Annotated in this window: 9 protein-coding genes and 2 pseudogenes; 7 read left to right on the top strand and 4 right to left on the bottom strand. The window is 44.8% G+C overall.

The window, feature by feature from the left end; all coding sequences use genetic code 11:
- Nucleotides 1-2: 2 nt before the first annotated feature.
- Together L4D79_RS05630 and L4D79_RS05625 are read right to left on the bottom strand one after the other, a co-directional pair.
- The gene (locus L4D79_RS05630; RefSeq protein ID WP_428648511.1) at nucleotides 3-1340 is read right to left on the bottom strand and encodes an HlyD family type I secretion periplasmic adaptor subunit; all 1338 of its coding nucleotides are present in this window, start codon (nucleotides 1338-1340) and stop codon (nucleotides 3-5) included.
- A 44-nt stretch (nucleotides 1341-1384) separates the two neighbouring features.
- Nucleotides 1385-1717 carry an Hpt domain-containing protein gene (locus L4D79_RS05625; RefSeq protein WP_428648508.1) on the bottom strand — a complete coding sequence of 111 codons (333 nt, stop codon included), beginning with the start codon at nucleotides 1715-1717 and terminating at the stop codon, nucleotides 1385-1387.
- Nucleotides 1718-2022: 305 nt separating this feature from the next.
- Between L4D79_RS05625 and L4D79_RS05620 the strand changes: the two are divergent.
- From L4D79_RS05620 to dcuC, 5 genes and pseudogenes are all read left to right on the top strand, one after another.
- Nucleotides 2023-6783: pseudogene (locus L4D79_RS05620) on the top strand (tandem-95 repeat protein); the annotation flags it as partial.
- Nucleotides 6778-7959 (top strand): annotated as a pseudogene (locus L4D79_RS29915) (cadherin-like domain-containing protein); the annotation flags it as partial. The pseudogenes L4D79_RS05620 and L4D79_RS29915, both read left to right, overlap by 6 nt.
- Nucleotides 7939-9180, top strand: a complete 1242-nt coding sequence (locus tag L4D79_RS05610) for a cadherin-like domain-containing protein (RefSeq protein WP_428651714.1) — start codon at nucleotides 7939-7941, stop codon at nucleotides 9178-9180. The pseudogene L4D79_RS29915 and the gene L4D79_RS05610, both read left to right, overlap by 21 nt.
- A gap of 512 nt (nucleotides 9181-9692) precedes the next feature.
- Nucleotides 9693-10844 carry a beta-aspartyl-peptidase gene (gene iadA, locus L4D79_RS05605; protein ID WP_428648506.1) on the top strand — a complete coding sequence of 384 codons (1152 nt, stop codon included), beginning with the start codon at nucleotides 9693-9695 and terminating at the stop codon, nucleotides 10842-10844.
- 211 nt (nucleotides 10845-11055) lie between these two features.
- Nucleotides 11056-12420, top strand: coding sequence for a C4-dicarboxylate transporter DcuC (gene dcuC / locus L4D79_RS05600; protein ID WP_428648504.1), 1365 nt, complete (start codon nucleotides 11056-11058; stop codon nucleotides 12418-12420).
- A 464-nt stretch (nucleotides 12421-12884) separates the two neighbouring features.
- Here dcuC and L4D79_RS05595 read toward each other — a convergent pair whose 3' ends face one another.
- Nucleotides 12885-13823: a DUF3179 domain-containing protein gene (locus tag L4D79_RS05595; RefSeq protein ID WP_428648501.1), complete on the bottom strand. Its 939-nt coding sequence runs from the start codon at nucleotides 13821-13823 to the stop codon at nucleotides 12885-12887.
- A 132-nt stretch (nucleotides 13824-13955) separates the two neighbouring features.
- Nucleotides 13956-14747 carry an AraC family transcriptional regulator gene (locus tag L4D79_RS05590; RefSeq protein WP_428648499.1) on the bottom strand — a complete coding sequence of 264 codons (792 nt, stop codon included), beginning with the start codon at nucleotides 14745-14747 and terminating at the stop codon, nucleotides 13956-13958.
- A gap of 161 nt (nucleotides 14748-14908) precedes the next feature.
- Between L4D79_RS05590 and L4D79_RS05585 the strand changes: the two genes are divergently transcribed.
- Nucleotides 14909-15766, top strand: coding sequence for an MBL fold metallo-hydrolase (locus L4D79_RS05585; RefSeq protein WP_428648497.1), 858 nt, complete (start codon nucleotides 14909-14911; stop codon nucleotides 15764-15766).
- 188 nt (nucleotides 15767-15954) lie between these two features.
- Complete coding sequence (locus tag L4D79_RS05580) at nucleotides 15955-16923, top strand: DUF4382 domain-containing protein (protein ID WP_428648496.1); 969 nt, start codon at nucleotides 15955-15957, stop codon at nucleotides 16921-16923.
- The last annotated feature ends 32 nt before the right edge of the window (nucleotides 16924-16955 follow it).

Here is a 16955-nt window from a genome sequence, read left to right as displayed (position 1 = left end):
GCTTACCTCTCGTCAAATGCATCTTCCATGGCGCTGACCACGGGTTTCAAGGCGTAATCAATCGCGTAGCGTGAACCTGTTTTAATATCAGCAGTAAATTCCATATAGGGTGACAAAGTGTATGTTGCCCCACCGTTTTCTAAGAAGTCTTTCTCAAGCGCTATCTTGGCAATATAAAATTCGTTTTCTTCTTCTTTGTAAGATGAGCGGCTGATGGAGTTGATCGTGCCACTGATAAAGCCATATTTTGCAAAATTGTAGGTATCTAATTTGAGTTTGACTTCTTGGCCGACCTCGACGAATCCCAGATCTTTTTTGGCAATTTTTGCTTCAGCGTGCAAGGTGTTATGGATAGGGGAAATATCGGCGATGCTTTCGTTTGCAGGGATAACCGCAGATTTATAGTTAAAATGAATTTTATCGACAATGCCATCGATAGGGGAGTAGACAGTCAAGCGCTCAACTTTATCGGTATGCTGGGGAAGCTGGGCTTTTTTTAGTGAGAGATCTTTTTCCAGTTGGTTTATTTGGGCTTGGTAACCGGCATTTCGACTGGCGATGGTGTCTTTCAGTTGTTTTTCTAACCGCGTGAACTGAAACTTCTCGTTCATGACGGCTTCTGATAAGTTTTCAATCTCTCTCACCATATTGGCTTCCTGCACTTGCATGTTAAGTACATCGACATAAGAAGCCATTTCCTCTTTGTAGAGGGTTTCTTTAATGTTTAACTGTTTTTCAATCAGGCCAAGCTGTTTACGCGAACTGGTTATGCGTTTTTGCATGGAGTTAATCAGCTTTTGCTTATGTTCAATATCCAGTGCGATTAGGGCTTGATTAGAATTGTTTTTCTGAAATTCTTTTTGCCAAGATTCGGTGTACTGAGTAACAAGCTGCGGGAAAGATGAGTAAGCAGAATAGTCCGGCTCGGTATGGCGGATCAGCGACGCGTAACGGATGATATCCATCTCAAGGCTGGTTATATCAAGTGTTGCGGATTTGAGCTGAGTATTTCTATCGACTGAACGTAATTGGGCAATAGGTTGTCCGGTATAGACATAATCACCGGTTTTTACCAGTATCTGATCAAGGATCCCACCTTCAAGGTGCTGGACCCGCTCAATATCAGAATCAAGCAGTATCTCCCCACGGGAGGAAACGACAATATCAATCTTTGCCTGTGCGGCTAATATGATGAGCAGCAGCACGACGACAAACAGCAGCAGAAGAGATTTGTGCACTGTTGTCATTGCACTTTGGATATATAAGCCATCATCGTTGTCAGCCTCTTGGCTGTATTTGGCCTCCACGAGTGCATGCTTGATATGTTTCTCTATTCCCATTGCATCGACTCCCTGAAGCAATGCTGTATTCAGTAGCGGTGTTATTAATTTGCCAGTGATAATGACTCGACTTGAGAATTGACGTTGGCAACCTCGGCCAGCATGTTGTCTAACAGATCTTTACTCGGTAGTTCACCTTGCTTGCAAAGGCGCTCGATTGTTTCTAGTTGTTGGGATGCATTGTCCTCGCACAGCGTTAGCAGGACGCCTTTTAACGAGTGAACAGCTTGATACAAACCTTCTATGTTGTTGCTGGCATATAGTCCTGTGATCAGCTCGATATCTTCACCATGCTCTGCACTGTAGAGGTCGATGATCATAGACATCATGTCCTCATCGCCATCCATTGCTTCGGTAAACGCACTGTAATCAATCATTTTTCGAATCCTGAGTTTGTTGTTACATCCAAGTCACTGAAAAAACAAAGTTTGATACTAGTAATGTATGGGCTAGGTTGAAGGAGATTACAAGGTGCAATTGTTATTGAATGTTTGATTTATTGATCAATATCTCATCGTGGTAATTCTAGAGGTTTAGTGCTAACTGTGCGCTGTATCTATGTTTTTTGATTTTTTTGAAAAAACCTCGTTAATCACTTGGTAGTTAATCTTTAATCGATCTATTTATAAGTTAGAAAACTCTTATTTGTATAGAAGTACCGACAATTGCACGGAGGCAAATTATGGCTCAAGACAACCAACAGCAGGATCAAGGTAACCCACTTAATGATGCGGTCGAGCATAATGCCACACCCGATGGAAATACTGATGAGCACCGTGCGCAGGACAGGCAAAACCAACAAAATACGATGGCGGCAACAACCGCTACAGGCGCTGATGCGGCAGAACAAAATGACCAAACTAACAATGGTTCACCCGAATCAGCCCCAGAGAGCAGCGAAGACGCTGGCAGTCAGCCAAGCGAAGCAGCCTCCGATAATGGAGGTAATAGCGGAAGCCAAAGGCAATCTGGCAATTCAGATTCAAGTGTTCAGGGTGATACTTCGCAACAAGATGAAGGTGGTGTCGATGGCGGTGGTGCCCCTCAGGCGGTAGGAGGGGGCGCTCAACAGAGAACGCCATCACGGCCTGATGGGGAAGGACAAAATAGAGCCAGTCAAGAGTCAAACGAACAAAACCCGCAAGCTCAGTCGGCTGGTGGCGGTGGAAATCAGGCTTCGAACCAGAGCGTTGAACAAACATCGTTTGATACTGAAACAACCAGTGAGACTTTCCAAGTTGACGTAGCTAATGCAACCAGCAAAGAATTGGTTATTGATGGTGATTTTGATACCGAGACTGTTTCTGAAACTTTCGAAATACAAGTCGACAACGTCAATGATGAGGTTGTGGTTGATGAGCAAGCAATACCGACTTTTGAGGCCAATGAGGATGGTCAGATCGTTCTCAGCGAGGCGGATTTACTCGCCAATGCCAGTGATATTGATGGTGATGATTTAAGTGTACTGAATCTCTCTATCACCAATGCGTCTTTTGAGATCCACATTGATCCGGATACTGGAGAAAGATCGTTTGTTGTTACTCCAGATGAGAACATAAACGGGGAACTGGCGATATCTTTTGATGTGACTGATGGCCAAGGGAGTGAAGTCGCCTCATCAGCCGTTTTGAGCGTGGCTGCAGTAAATGATGAAGTCGATATTGATACCAGCTCGCCGCTTGCGTTCGATACCCAAGAAGACAATCAAATTGTTATTACTGAGGAGCAGCTGCTTGCCAATGCCAGTGATGTTGATGGTGATGATCTTTCTGTGATCAATTTGAATATTGCAGATGCATCGTTCACTACACAAGTTGACCCTGATACCGGTGATAAGTCTTTTGTGATAACGCCAAACCAAGACGTAAACGGCGATTTAACGATCACTTTCGATGTCTCAGATGGGCAAGGTAGTCAGGTTGCTTCAGGGGCGACACTGCAAGTTGCAGCTGTTAATGATGCCGTGATAGCGCAGGACGACTCAAGCCTTGCGGATGGTGATGCACCGTCTATTGCAACCTTCAGTGCATTCTCTTCGGCTGAACCGGAAGCGATTGAAGTAGAAGAAGATGGTCAGTTAGTTATCAGCCCGTCAGACTTGCTGGCGAACGATACCGATGTTGATGGCGATGTGCTGACCATTACTGAAGTAACAGCAACAGACGATACCCACGGCAGTGTTGAGCTGGATGAAAATGGCAATATTGTCTTCACGCCGGATGCTGACTACAACGGGCCTGCCACGTTTACCTACACCGTCACAGACGGTAACGATACGTTTGATACTGCGACTGTCTCGGTTGATGTTACGCCACTGAATGATGCTGCTGTTGTGGGCGAAACGAATATTGATGGTACGGAAGATACCGCAATCATCTTCACTCAGGACATGCTGCTGCAAAATGCCAGTGATGTGGATAGCGATAACCTGACAGCAATAAACCTTCAGGTTGAGCCTCAATACGGTTCGTTGACCGATAACGAAGACGGCACCTTCACTTTTACCCCTCAAGATGACTTCAATGGCGAGGTTCCATTCACCTTTGATGTGGATGACAACGATGGGGCGGTAACCCCGGCCTCGGGCTCGTTGAACCTTGAAGCGGTCAATGATGTACCGGTGTTTGCCGAGACGTCTTACACCATCACCGAAGATGGCTCGATTACCATTTCTGAAGCGTCGTTGCTTGCCAATGTTACCGATGTCGATAATGATGACCTGTGTATTACTGATATCAGTGTTGAAGGCAATGGAACAGTAACCCGAGATGAAGAAAGCGGGGATTGGACTTTCACCCCGGATGCTGATTACAGCGGTGATGCTGCGCTCAGCATCACAGTAAACGATACCAAGGTTGATGCTGTATTTACTGCGCCGGTGACTATTACGCCGGAAGCTGACGAGCCTTCGTTAACCGTATCACTGACCGACATGAGTCTGATTGATTACGGTGTTGGGCAGGATACCACCCTAACGGGGTGGCAGACTGATAACGTCAATAACCATATCGAAATCCATCAGGACTATGTCTACGGTGTCGGTGACAACCGTGGTGGGGTGATTGAGCTGGAAGCCAACCGCGGTGATGAGTCCAACCTCTATACCAATTTGGATGTCAAAGCTGGCGAAGTGGTCACACTTGAATTTGATATGTCGGCACGAAAAGGCTGGGAAGGTGAAGATTCGCAGGTTGATATTTACTTCGAAGGCCAGTTGATTGATTCCTTGGCACCTGAGGATATCGGCTGGAACCATTTCTCTTATCAATTCACCGCGACTACCGATAATCCTAAGCTGGAATTTGACTCGCCGGATGATAACAGCCTGGGCGGAATCCTCGATGCGATAACCGTGGTCAAAGAAGTTGCTGAAGACCAACCGACCCCGCTTAATATTGACGCTGCCTTGAATGACATTGATGGTTCTGAATCGCTGGCTTCCCTGGTGGTGGATGATTTGCCCGATGGCGCAATATTGACCGATGGCGAGAAAATCTTCATTGCTGATGGTGAAAGTAACAGCGTTGATATCAACGACTGGGATCTGAGCCAGCTGACCTTTCAGGGCGGTGAGAACTTCCATGGTCCTGTTTCACTGAATGTGACCGCGACATCAATTGAAGACAGCACGGCAGAGAATGATTCGCCAGAAACAGCCTCGACCACGGCAAGGCTCGACTTCACGGTGGTGCCGGTTAATGACCCGGTCGTTATTGATGAAACCAGCCCGCTGCAATTTAATACCGATGAGGACACCAGCCTAGTTATTACCGAGGCAGCACTACTGGCCAATGCCAGTGATGTTGACGGCGATGATTTATCGGTAGTTAACCTCAATATTGCCAATGCCTCGTTTACTACCGTGGTTGATCCCGAGACAGGCGAGAAGTCTTATGTGGTGACGCCAGATCAGGATGTGAATGGCGATTTAGCGATAAGTTTCGATGTTACCGACGGCGAAGGTAGCCAAGTGGCTTCAGGCGCTATGCTGCAAGTTGCCGCCGTCAATGATGGCCCACAGGTTAGTGAGAACCTGACGTATACCATCGATGAAGATGGCACGATTACGCTGACTCAAGAACAGTTGTTAGCGAATGCCTCCGATGTTGATGGCGACGAACTGACGGCGGAAAACCTTCATCTTGAAGGGGAGGGTGACGTTGAAAGAAACGCCGATGGCTCTTTCACCATCACACCGGCCGAAAACTTCAATGGTGAGCTGAACCTGACCTTTGATGTGAGCGATGGCCTAGAGACCGTTTCGACAGGCTTGGACCTTACTGTCAATGCGGTTAATGATGAGGTTGTTGCTGTAGATGATGACAGTATGTCTGCCCAAGCACCGCAGATCCGCCTTGATGTCGCTCCTGAGAACGGCTCGGTTCAGTGCATGAATGCAGAGGGTGAATGGGAAGATATGGTGGTTGGCCAAGAATATCCCGCAGAAGCCCAAGTGCAGTTCGTCCCTGATACTGAAGAGGTGCAATCCGGTACCCGTGATATTCGGGTAGGAAGCTTTGATAGCGATACCTCTACGACAGTTTTTGATGGTACTGCCCGTGCCGACGACTGGGGGGCTGTTGATGGAAATACTGCCGTTTATCAAGAAGATGGCGTCACCATTACTACAGAAGTTAGCAGTGGCGAACTGACGGCTTGGAATGGTGCGGGTAGTGCTAAAGGGGCCGGGATTGGTAATGGCACCAAGAACGGTTTGAGCGGTGATGAATATCTTACAGTGACGGTCGAGGGGGAGGATGTCAACCAAATCACCTTCCAGCTTGATGGCTTGGGTGGCTATTTCGATGAATCAAGTAGTCAGGCAACAGAAGTCATTATTCAGGCTTATGATGCTGAAGGTAACCTCATAGATAGCCAAGGTGGCTTCCGTGAATCCGGTGAATTCCAAGACACCTATGCATTTACCACTGATGTGCCGGTACACCATTTCACCCTAGGTACAGAGGGAGGCAAAGGGACATATGTTGTTCAGAATATGACCGTCTCCCGAACCATGTCTGAAGATATTCAGATGACAACAATTCAGGGTGATGGCAGTGAGGTGACTAATACCCTGTCTCTGGATCTCAACCACAGTACTGCCGATCAGCCTCTGGATGTCACCGATCAACTTGTAGAGGTACAAGAGGGGATTACCAGCCGGGCAATTGAAGTCGAAGAAGATGGCCAGTTGGTGATCAATGCTGCAGATCTATTAGTAAATGATAGCGATGCCGATGGTGATGTCTTATCTATTACCGCCGTCGAGGCAACGGATGATACCCATGGAACTGTAGAGCTGGACGAAGATGGGAATGTTGTCTTCACGCCTGATGCTGACTACAACGGCCCTGCTTCATTTACCTATACCGTTACCGATGGCAATGGCTCATTTGATACGGCTACGGTTTCTGTCGAGGTTAAGCCGGTCGAGGATATGCCGGTTGCGCCCACCCTGAAGCTTGATGTCGATGAAGATCAAGTTTTAGAAATTGATCCAGCGTTTATCTTAAGTCAGGCGACGGATGCCGATGGTGACAAGCTCTCATTAGAGAGCCTGTTATTGAAGCAACCGTCAAACGGAAATTTGCAGTTACAGCAAGATGGGATGTATCACCTGATCACACCACCGGATTTCAATGGTTTGATTGAATTGGATTATTCAATTTCCGATGGTGATAACATCGTAGACGGTGCCCTCAAAGTCGATGTCATGCCTGTGAATGATGCGCCATTTAATGGTGGTAATGCACACTTAACAACCTATGAGGACGGTGCTTTTACTTTCAAAGCCGAAGATATGCTTGATTTGTTCGGCGATGTTGATGGTGATGAGTTAGTTGTCTCCCGCGTTATTACCGTGGATGGTGAAGATGCAGGAGAGGTAGCGCAAAATGAAGATGGCAGTTGGACCTATACACCGTCTGATGATTATTCGGGTACCGCAGAGCTTCAGATCGAAGTGAGTGATCCCAGTGGGGCGACAACGATACTGGATATGCCGGTCTATATCCGCCCCGTCGCTGATGGTGCGGTGATCACCACAGATCATGAGGGGCCATTAGTCTTCGATGAAGATACGACCGGTTTGCTTGGCCTGAATGTTGATATGCTCGATACCTCTGAGCAATTGAGCCATTTGGTGATCACAGGCTTCCCTGTTGGCTTTGTCGTTTCTGATGGGGAAAATACCATTACAATTTCCGAGCCAGGACAAGTTCTTGATGTAACAACTTGGAGTTTCGATGATTTATCCCTCACGCCCCCCGCAGACTTTTCCGGCAGTTTCTTCATTACTGTTTCTGCCACTACCGCAGACTACGGCGATGAATCTTCCAATATGTTGCCCGAGGCAACAGAAGCCTATGCCGATTTCGATGCTGTTCAAGGTGAGACGCTGCTGCTGACAATGGATGACTTGTTGGAGATGGCTGAGGGATTAGAGGCCGTTGAAGGTGATGAAGTTCAAGGTGTTCACCTCATTGACCGCTCTCAAGGTGAACTGGTTGATAATGGCGATGGTACTTGGTCATTCACCCCTGCTGAGGGCTTTGAAGGGCAAGTAGATTTTGCTTATCAGGTGGACCACAACGGTAGCTTGGTCGATGTACAGAGTAGTATCGCTGTTGCTGCCTCAGATGCAGGCGATATTGATGGTAATGCAGCGCCTTCGGCTGATGCCATTGTGACCACTGAGCTTGGCTCTGGAAATGATTTGTCCTTCACTGATGCCGATATGCTTGCCCAATTGACAGATGCTGATAGTGCTGAGCTTACTATAGAATCTGTGCAATTGGTTGGTGGGCAAGGAGTATTGGAAACCAATAGTGAGGGACAATACACCTTCTCGCCAGCAGAAGGTTTTGCTGGACAAGCGCAAATAGCTTTTGTGGCTACAGATGGTGAAAACAGTATTCAAACTCATTTCAATGTTGATGTAGCCGAGCCGGAAGGCTCAGCATTTATGCTGGATGAAATGGGGTCACTGGAACTGTCTCAGGATGATTTATTAGCTGCACTGAATGTAGGGGATGAATCGACAGTTACTGCCGTTGATTACCATGGTGAACAAGGTACGTTAATAGAAGAGGGTGATGGATGGGTATTCTGGAGTGATGATGACTTTGCCGGTCAACTACCGCTGGAAGTGACTACATCTAACGGGCAAACCTCATCAGTAGAGCAAATCACTCTTGAGGTTGATGAATACCAAGATCCTGAAACAAGTCCTAAGTCGGCACAAGCGGATGACAACTCACAACAGAATGTTGATATCCAAACTACGGTTATCGAAAACGCTGCAGAGAGTAATGATATTTCGGAGAGTGGTGAAGAGGGCAGTGACAGCGATCTCATGGCGGCACCTGGTAGTAACGTTCATTTCGAGGTCCCTGATGATGTGGCAGAAAACCCAGATGTGACACAAGTAGAAATTAGTGAGCTTCCTGATGGGGCGACGATTGCCAATGCATTACTGAATCCTGATGGCTCTTATACGGTAAGCGGTAATCTATCCAAGCCTATTTTGATGAAGTTATCTGATGAGTTTGAAGGTGAGGCGACTATTCAGTTTGAAGGGCAGACCGAGCTAGGAATTGCTGTAGAAGGGGCATCGGCAACCGTGACGATTGAGGTTGATGATGAACATGCCATGCAAGCTAATCAGGGTAACAATGCCAACCAACCAGCGATGCAAGACGAGCGTGGACAAAATGGCGATTGGACCCAAGGGGATAACACCAATCAAGGTGTTGATGTTATGGATGATAGCTCATCATATGATAATGATTCTTCTGGGTCGCAACAGGATGATACGGCAATAATGGATGAGAATATTTAGTTATATACCCAAGTAACTTGAGGTCACTTGGGTGTTTATTTGTAAATGAGCTGTAGTTAATTTATTTAAATAAAAGTAAGCCAGTAGTAATGCTGGCTTATTTTTATCATTTAATAATAATACTTTCTTAAAGATCGATACACTCTGAAATACATTTATTTGTGAGGTGAAAAGTTAAGAAGCGTTTATTAGCTGCGCTATGCATTTTCGGCATGATGAAGCCATATTCGGCATTTCACAATATCTTGGTTAAATATGATTATTCATGTGAATTAATCTTTGGTGTTTGATAATCAAATATTAATAAAAAGTCAGCTAGCTCAGCGATTTAATTATTGCTAATAATCGTATAGTGGCATATTTACTGGATGGTGTTTTTGTTATCATTTGTGATAAACATAACTTTAATTAAAAATAAAATCGCACAAGATAAATAACAATGCTAAAAATGGTGTTAAATATAAAAATAAAACTGTGATGCACTTAAAAAATTCATAATAGGAAACAAAAGAATGACAAACCTTACTCTGATCAAAAGTGCCAATGTTTATGCTCCAGCCCCACTGGGTATCAAAGACGTATTAGTCGCCGGTAACAAAATTGTTGCTATTGAAGATAGCATTAATGTCAGTAATCTTGGTACCGAAGTTAACACTGTTGATGCTGCTGGTAAGCTGATGATCCCAAGTATCATTGATCAGCATGTCCATCTAACTGGTGGAGGAGGTGAAGGAGGTTTCAGTAGCCGTACTCCTTCAATCACTTTCTCTAAACTGATCCAAGCTGGTGTTACCTCTGTTGTTGGCGTAATGGGGACTGATGGGTCTACACGTTCGCCGCAAGATTTGTTTGCTAAGGTTATGGGGTTGCGTGCGGAAGGCCTTTCTGCCTGGATGCATACTGGTTCTTATCAAGTACCGACGGTCACTTTAACTAATAGCATCCGTGATGATCTTGTTTTTCTTGAGCCTGTGCTAGGCGTTAAAATTGCTATTGCTGACCATCGAGGTTCATTTCCGACGACAGATGAACTGTTGCGGATTACGTCTGATGTGCGTATGGGCGCAATGCTCGCAGGGAAGAAAGGTGTTCTACATATGCACATGGGGGGATTGCCAGATCCTTTCAAGCAAATAAACGAGCTAGTAGAACGAGGCATTCCGCACAGTAATTTTTCTCCTACCCATGTTGCGAGAACGATTCCTTTATTTGAAGAGGCTGCGAAGTTTGCCATTGCCGGTGGTGTTATGGATATCACTTCTGGTGGTAGCTGTGCTTTCACAGACCCTGGTGAAGCGGTATTTGCTGCATTGGAAGCTGGCGTTCCAACAAAACGTATTACTATTAGTTCAGATGGTAATGGAAGCATGCCAAAATTCAATTCGGCTGGGGAAATGGTAAATATTACAGCCGCTGCCGTTGACGCCAATATTAACTTGCTTCGTACTCTGATTGACCGTGGCTTAGCCGTGGGACAAGCAAGTGCGATGATGTCAGAAAATGTCGCTATGTCTCTGGGGATTAATAAAGGTGAATTGGCAGTTAATGCTGATGCTGATTTTCTTTTATTAGACGATAACCTCGATATTGATTCTGCATTCTCAATGGGTAAGGCAATTATATTAGGCCGAGAGCAACTTGTTATCGGTAATTTTGAAGAATAACTTAAATGCTTATAATTAGAGCAATATAATACTGTTAATATACAAAGAGCAAGTGGTTTTAATCTTGCTCTTTGTATTGCTGAGATGTTCTCGTGACTTAACTATAAATTTGATGTCAGCTTTTCTCAAGTTAATTATAACAATACTTCCTTGATGCATTAACGTTGTCTATATCTTGCTTCTATATTTAATCTTGTACACGGAGTAAACCATGCTCGCGCTTCTTGCCATTCCAATAGTTGTTACAACTGGTTTTTTCATTATAAAAAAATATAATACCCATGCAGCCTTGTTTACTGCAGGCTTACTAATGATGTTATTAGGTGCACTGGGTGGAAATACAGACTTCTTACCTAGCAATGCAACATCAACTGGCGCTGTGACTTTTGACTTCTTCATCGTCATTAAAGCACTTTCATCATCGACGTTGGCTAACCTTGGTTTAATTATCATGGCTGTCGGTGGCTTTTCAAAATATATGAGCCATATTGGTGCAGCAAATGCCATGGTGGAAGTTGTCACCAAGCCACTTTCAGTCTTTAAGAGCCCTTATGTTGTTCTGGCATTAACCTATATCATTGGACAAATTCTCAATATCTTCATTCCTAGTGCCGTAGGCCTCGCAATGCTGCTGCTGGTCGCACTGTATCCTGTCTTGGTACGGATCGGTTGTACCCCTGCAGCAACAGCCGCTGTACTGGCAACCACTGCTTGTCTTGATTTAGGACCCGGCTCAGGTAATTCAAACCGAGCTGCGGAAGTGATTGGTGTTGATGCTGCTAACTATTTTGTTGCTAACCAGCTAGTCGTTGCGCCAGCAGTGATGGCGGTAATTGCCATTTTGCATTTTTTCTGTCAGCGCTATTTTGATAAGCGAGATGCAGCTGCGGGCGTGAAAGCTGAAGATCTGAAGATTAATGATGAAGAGACACGTAAAGCGCCGATCTGGTTTGCTGTTTTGCCGGTAATGCCTCTGGCGATATTGCTCGTATTCAGTGAGTTTATGATCAGCTCTATTAAAGTCGATGTTGTTACCGCAATGTTCTTCAGTTTGTTTATTGCGATGGTTGCCGACTTATTTGTGAATAGAGATCTTAAAGCGGTAGCTGATTCAATCAAAGTTTACTTAACTGGCATGGGAACAGTCTTCTCAAGTGTTGTCGCCTTGATTATTGCGGCAAATACATTTGTTGTTGGCTTGGGAGCAATAGGCTTTATTGACTTGCTATTAGGTGCGGGTAGTAACCTTGGCCTAGGATATATTCCGATGATGCTGATGATGGTTACTATCATAGGTTTGACGGCACTATTATCTGGCTCGGGTAATGCGGCCTTCTTTAGCTTCTCACCATTAGCCCCTTCGGTCGCAACGACGGTAGGTACATCAACCGCCTCTTTGGCAGTACCAATGCAGTTGTCAGCTGGCTTATTCCGCTCTTTCTCTCCTGTTGCTGGTGTTGTTATCGCTTGCGCAGGTGCTGCAAACGTGTCACCAGTCTCTGTTGTTATCCGAACAGCCATTCCTATGATGGGCGGTATAGTCACCTTACTGCTTATGACTATGATGCTGATGTAACCGACTACAGCGACCAAAGATGAATAAGCCAGCATGTATGCTGGCTTATTCTTTTTCTAGTTTTTATTTTTGTTGAGCAATGGTTCTGAAGGCTTCAGTGGATGGGTTTAGTATTAAAACCGGAATACCACGCGGAAGACTTGTGTCCAGCCCCATAGGCTAAAGCCGATCACGGTTGATAAGAACAATGCAGGAAAAATCATATCAATCATAGTTGTATTACCTAGCTAATTGGCGTTTTTGTGGTTTTATTATCTGGTTTTCTGTCTGTGGTTCAAAGTAAAGCTCTGCTCTGCGTTCTGTTTTTGTGATATGCAACTAGGTTTGTTTGTTTTATGGGCGTTGATGCCTATGTTGTTGCTGTTTTTTTAACCTTTTTAAAGGTTGTGAATGAGTTAATGCATTGTTTGTATTAAATAAACCGACTATGAAAGGTTTAAATGTCTCAATCAACCATGATTACTTCAGCGGGCCTTGAATATTTGAGTGTCTGGATAAAAGGCATACCAAGCGAACCAATATAACAACGTGCTGGTGAGCACTTGCCCTTGGTGGTTTGTTATATGGGCTGATTGACTTTTTTCATCCCAGTGGATGGTGAGTGTTTGTTGTTCAAAATGATAGGTAAATTGGGTTTTTCCCTGTTTCTTCAACTCTGTAAACGGAAAAGCGATGACCCCGTTTTGTCCTTTATATCCCATGACGGTTTCCTTGGTGTTATAGATAGATGGCGCTTGGTTGGCGACAGGGAAATATAGACGTGGCGTGCGGCTGTAGCCCGCATAGGGGTCGTATTGGTAATTGCGTTGATAGCCTGTATTTGTCGATAACACGTCTGTGTGTGGGTGCTGTTGTTGCCACTTTCCCCAGCGTGTCAATGTCAGAGGATATTGGGTTAAGTGCTTCCCGACGGACTGGCCAGATATGGCTGACCCTTTGATTTGCGACCATAGGGACTCAGTTTGATGGTCGTACAGTAAAACGTCGGAATTATAGAGTAAGCCAGATACACCAAACGTCAGGGGGTGGCCATTAAGCGTGGAAGAAAATGCCATCCCCGAGCCGCAAAGCGGGCAATAACTGACAATAAAACGTTTTCCCTCAATTTGATCATTAACGACTTCATGCCAGTTAAGGATCTTGATAGGGTATGCTCGGTACCTCCCATTGATTTCAATGCCGAGTACCGGATCGCTTGCTACCATGAAGTTGGCTTGATTAGCAGAGACAAAATGGGGACGGAGAATCGCAGGAATGCCGTCCTTCCCCGGCCCACCAGACAGTATTTGCTCTGAAGGAACAGATGAGTTAGATAAATTAAAGCCGTTAAGCGATGCAGCCTGCATGCTTAACGGCAAAGTGAAGATAAGTCCGTATAAAAGAATAGCAATGAGCTGTTTCATTTCCCCCTCCAACGCGCTTCAGATATACAGACCGCAGCGAAGAGGGATTCTTTCAATATCCAGCAGGTTTATTTCACATAGCTAGTTACACCACACATTTTGCCGTTATTTGATAGCTAATTCTTTACTATCTTACTCTTTATTGGCAAAGAAGCGCTGGCGGTATTGTTCCGGTGTACAGTGGGCATGGCGCTTGAATAACGTGATAAAAGGTGAAGCTTGATGATAGCCCAGCGTTAATGCGACCTCTTTGACAGAAGCCCCCTTCCTTAACAAGTGCAAAGAATATAAGAACTTACGTCGTTGTCGCCATTCGGTAAAGCTCATTCCTAGCTTGTCTTGGCAGTGCCTGGCCAGCGTACGCTCTGTGGTATGAAGAATTTGGGCCCAGTCCTTCAACGTTTTTTCTGACATCGGCTGGCGCTCTAGTTCATTAAGGATAGGCTTTAGAAGCTTGTCGTTACTTGTCGGGAGAAACTGCTCATGCTCCTTGGCCTGGTAGACTTGATCGAGCAGTACATTGATCAGCCTTTTATCTTGTTCGGACTCGGCGACAGTAAGTTGACGGGCTTTCAGATCATTAATGATCGCTTCCATGATTGGGCTGACCTCCAGTAAGCAAGGGTAATTGGGAAGTGGAGAAGCCAGCGGATGGGTGATATTCATCGAACAATAATTCAGGCTGCGCCGCATGAAGCTCTCATGCTCAATCCCCGCCGGGACCCATACCGCATACTGTGAGGGCGACAGAAAACGTTTTCTTTCAGCCCTAAGCTCCAAAATACCACCGTTGATTATCTGGAGTTGCCCCCACGGATGGCTGTGGCTTGGTGTCGTTGTATTGGGCAAAAAGATTTCATGACCAAAAAATATCTCTGCGGGAGGATTGTCGTTATCGAAAAGCGGCTGGTAAATCTTATTCATCTGTTAGAGCTTAGGCGAGGTCATTTGTAGGTATACAGTATATGCCGCAGGTGTGGAAGGCAATGATTACATTGTTGTTGCTTGTTTAGATCTGAAAGGGTGTATAACAAGGCTAAAATAAAGGGGTTATGACTAAAAATACTGAAGATAGGAGGCCAGTGATGACCGCTTCAATCGAGGCTTTTTTTCATAAGCCGACATCGACGTTAAGCTATGTTGTTTATGACATGGCGGGTGGGCACTGTGCTGTTATTGATAGCGCATTGGATTTTGATTTGTCTTCTGGGGTAGTGAGCACAGAATTTGCCGATGAGCTAATTGATTTTATACGGTCTCACCAACTTCAGGTGGATTGGATTTTAGAAACCCACGCCCATGCTGATCACCTTACTGCTGCCAGCTATATTAAATCGAAGTTAGGTGGAAAGATTGGTGCAGGTAGCCACATCGATGATGTGCAAGCCATCTTTGAGTCAGTGCTTGCGATGGATGATGATCGTAATGCTGGTGGTGTTCACCGCAGTAATAGCTTTGACCATCGCTTTCACGACAAAGAAGAGTTCTCAGTTGGTATGTTAACAGCGACCGTTTTAGAAACGCCGGGTCATACCAGTGACAGTGTCACTTACTTAATTAATCAAAATGCGTTCATTGGTGATACCTTGTTTATGCCTGATTTTGGCTCAGCACGGTGTGATTTCCCTGGAGGAGATGCGAAACAGTTATTCGATAGCATACAAAGAATTTACGAACTGCCTGACTCTACCCGAATTTACGTTTGTCATGATTATCAACCCGGTGGTCGGGAGCTGAAATACCAAACAACCGTGGGAACGAGCAAAGAAGATAATATTCATATAACAGGTGAGACTCCTGAAAATGACTTTGTTCAGTTTCGCTCTGATCGCGATAAACAATTGAATGTACCCAAATTATTGTATCCCGCTATTCAAGTTAATATTAGGGCAGGCCAATTGCCCGAAGCATTCATAAAAATACCAATATCGAAGACATTTTGAAGCCGGTTGGTGGGTTGTCTACATATTAAGACTTGAAGGTATGGTTATTTGAATAATCAAGATTAAATATTTTGATCCATATGATGAAAATGTTCAAAGTGTTTTGTCAGTTAATTGTCAATTCAGCGTTGGTTTATTGAGTTGATAGTTGCTGGCGCATAAAATTGCCTCCAGAAATGGAGAACATCATGTCAATTTATAAAACCTTACCTGTACTAGCAGTGGCTACTTTGCTTTCCGCGTGTGGAAGTGACAGCAGCAGCGATTCTACCCAGTATGCCAAAGTCTCTTTCAGCGTATCCGATGCACCGGTTGATTCGATGTCTGAAGTGGTTGTGGCGTTCGATAAGCTTGAGCTTAAGCATGAGAATGGAAACACTTATATCATCAACGTTGACACTGATGATGAAGGAAATGAGTACCAGCAAATCGACTTGCTTGATTACCAAGGTACAGATGCGGCACTGATTATCACTGAGCACACTCTTCCTGCCGGTGTGTACAAGGAAATGATTGTCCACACTAAGCCTGGCGATATGAACTGGGTAAGGGATGATGAAACCTCCGGTGAGTATGACCTAAAGATTCCAAGCAATAAACTGAAGCTTGGTGGCTTTGAAGTTATTCCAGAAGATGACAACACGGTCCAAGGTTTCACTATTGAATTTGATCTTCGCCAATCTCTAGTCGAGCGCGGAAATGCAGGTAAAAATGGTTATAACCTAAAACCTCATGGTGTGAAAATTGTAGACAACCGTCAAGCAGCATCACTTTGGGGAACGGTAGACTTAGCTTTGTTTGATGCAGTAGATGGCTGCGATTATGACACTGGTAATTTTGTATATCTGTATCCAAAGCACGGTTTAGATAGTTACTTGTTAGTGGATAACTATGATCCATTTGATGATGACTTTAATGGTAACTATCCACCGGAGAGCTCTATTTCACCATATGCATCAGCAGATGTTGATCAGGATGGTGACTATGCGTTTGGTTATATTCCAGCGGGTGACTACACCGTTGCATTTACCTGTAATGCGGTAGACGATGACCCTATTCAATATGATAGTGAAATCAAGATAGCAAACCCAGAAAATCAGCGTCATGAAATTACACTAGATAAAATGCAAGAAAAAATCTTCAATTTTACTCTATAAAAAGAAAGGGCCTTACGGCCCTTTTTTTCTTT

Source organism: Photobacterium satsumensis (assembly GCF_050336935.1).
In the GTDB taxonomy this organism is placed as follows: domain Bacteria; phylum Pseudomonadota; class Gammaproteobacteria; order Enterobacterales; family Vibrionaceae; genus Photobacterium; species Photobacterium satsumensis.
Note: the sequence above shows the minus strand (reverse complement) of the source record. Positions and strands in the feature narration are given on the sequence as shown.